Here is a 2,468-nt window from a genome sequence, read left to right on the forward strand (position 1 = left end):
CAGCGCGGCCGTCCCGCGCAAGCTCGGCTACCGGCTGGAGCGGATCGCCGACGCCGCCGTCCGGGCCCCGGCGGAGACCGGACGGCAGCAGGTGTGGGTCAAGGAGCGGTAGGACCCTGCGGGACGCTCGGCAGCGCCCGCCCGTTCAGTAGCGCCCGTTCAGTACCGCCCGTTCAGTACCGCCCGCCGGTCGCCGACGGGATCGCGTCCAGCTCGGCGAGGTCGGCCGCCGAGAGCACGACGTCCGCCGCGCCGGCGTTGTCCACCAGGTAGCGCGGGGTGCGGGTGCCCGGGATGGGGAAGACGTACCGGCCCTGCGCCAGCGTCCAGGCCAGCGCCACCTGCGCGGGCGTCGCGCCGATCCGCTCGGCGACCTCCCGCACCTTCGCGACCAGCGCCAGGTTCGCCTTGAGCGCGTCCTGCTGGAAGCGCGGCAGCCGGCGGCGGAAGTCGTCGGCGGGCAGCTCGTCGAAGGAGGAGATGCTGCCGGTCAGGAAGCCGCGGCCGAGCGGCGAGAACGGCAGGAACGCGATGCCCTGATCCTCGGTGTACGGCAGGACGTCGGCCAGCACGTCCCTGGTCCAGAGGGAGAGTTCGGACTGCACGGAGGCCACCGGGTGCACCGATTGCGCGCGCCGGATCTCCTCGACGGTCACCTCGGACAGGCCGATCCGGCGTGCCTTGCCGGCCTGGACGACCTCGGCGAGGGCGCCCCAGGTCTCCTCGATCGGGACGTCCGGGTCGACCCGGTGCAGCTGGTAGAGGTCGACGTGGTCGGTGCCGAGGCGGCGCAGGCTCTCGTCGATCGAGCGGCGCACGTGCTCGGGGCGCCCGTTGCGCTCGCCCTGGCCGCTGCCGCCCGGGACGATGCCCACCTTGGTGGCGAGGAAGGCGCGCTCGCGGTACGGGCCGGCGAGGGCGGCGCCGACGACCTCCTCGTTGGTGTAGGGCCCGTACATGTCGGCGGTGTCGATCAGGGTGACGCCGAGGTCCAGCGCCTGGCGGATCACCTGGACGGACTTCTCGTCGTCGCGGTTCTGCACGTCGTAGGCGTGGGTCATCCCCATGCAGCCGAGGCCGAGGACGCCGGTCTCCGGGCCGTTGAGTCCGAACGGGGCGGTGCGCATGACGGTTCTCCGATCTGGTGGCTCAGCCCTGACGGCTCAGCCCTGATGGGGCTCAGTCCTGACGGCTCAGCGGGTCGACGGAGAACAGCCTCCACCTTGGAGTGCACTCAAGGTCAAGCACCTTCCGGATCACGAACGGGCCGATTGTCCGGTCATCAGCCCGCCGCCCGGGCGCGTCCGGGGCGCGCGTCGATCACTTCACCACCAGGCCGGACGGGCCCGGCTGTCGGCCTTCGGCGTTCGCCCGCGGAGCGTTCACCGCGTGAGCACAGGTGACGCCCGGCCAAACCGGCGCACGGAAGCCGATCATCGAGACCCCCTCGCCACCGGGCGCCGCCCGTCCGGTCTTGGCAGGGCACGGCGGCGCGATCGACGCTCGGTGCGCGGCTGATCACCGTACGCATCCGATCATCGGTCGGTCGCACGGACCGGCCGTTTCCACGTACCGCTTGCCGTAACCGTAAGGAGCCGACCATGTCGTTCACCCGCACCCGCACCCGCACCCGCACCCGCACGGCCGTCGCCGCCGCCGTCCTCGTCGCCGCCTCCACCGCGTTCGCCGCCCCGGCGCACGGCGTCGGCGCGCAGCACCGCGCCGCCAGCCGCTTCGACGACGGGAGCTTCGAGTCGCCCAAGGCCCCGGCGAACGGCTTCACCGACCTCACCGCGGGCCAGACCGTCGGCCCGTGGCGGATCACGGCCGGCAGCGTCGACCTGATCGGCGCGGGCTACTGGCAGGCCGCCGAGGGCGACCAGTCGCTGGACCTCAACGGCACCGACAGCGGCACCATCGCCCAGACCTTCACCACCGTCCCCGGCACCACCTACTCGGTGACGTACGCACTGGCGGGCAACCCCGACGGCGGTCCGGCGCTGCGGACCGGGCGGGCGCTGATCGACGGCCAGGACTTCCAGGACTTCTCCTTCGACGTCACCGGCAAGACGAGGGCCGCGATGGGCTACGTGGGACGGCAGTTCAGCTTCGTCGCGCACAACCCGACCACCACGCTGGGCTTCCGGAGCACGGTGGCGGGCGCGTTCGGGCCGGTGCTCGACGACGTCCAGGTGAAGGAGTGCAAGCCCTGCTGCAACTGATCCGCCCGGCGCCGGGCCGCCCGACACCAGGCCATCCGACGCTGGGCCGTCCGACACCGGGCCGTCCGACGCCGCCTCCTTAATCCCGCCCTAAAACCTCCTCTCGGCGGGCCCCCGGGGCCGGGGAAGTGCTTGACGTGCACAGCTGGTCTAGTCCAGTTTGAACCTCAGCACCCCACGCAGCTCCCCCGCACCGGACCACACCCCCAGTCGGCCGCCCGTCCGCGCCCCCACCTGCGCGCGCGG

At 72.8% G+C, this 2,468-nt stretch carries 2 protein-coding genes; one reads left to right on the forward strand and one right to left on the reverse strand.

Annotated elements, in window-relative coordinates:
* Positions 1-173: 173 nt before the first annotated feature.
* Positions 174-1,127, reverse strand: coding sequence for an aldo/keto reductase (locus AB0O00_RS35620; RefSeq protein WP_363658848.1), 954 nt, complete (start codon positions 1,125-1,127; stop codon positions 174-176).
* A gap of 474 nt (positions 1,128-1,601) precedes the next feature.
* Between AB0O00_RS35620 and AB0O00_RS35625 the strand changes: the two genes are divergently transcribed.
* Positions 1,602-2,222 carry a choice-of-anchor C family protein gene (locus tag AB0O00_RS35625; RefSeq protein WP_363658849.1) on the forward strand — a complete coding sequence of 207 codons (621 nt, stop codon included), beginning with the start codon at positions 1,602-1,604 and terminating at the stop codon, positions 2,220-2,222.
* Positions 2,223-2,468: the final 246 nt, after the last annotated feature.

It is taken from the genome of Kitasatospora sp. NPDC093558 (assembly GCF_040683475.1).
In the GTDB taxonomy this organism is placed as follows: domain Bacteria; phylum Actinomycetota; class Actinomycetes; order Streptomycetales; family Streptomycetaceae; genus Kitasatospora.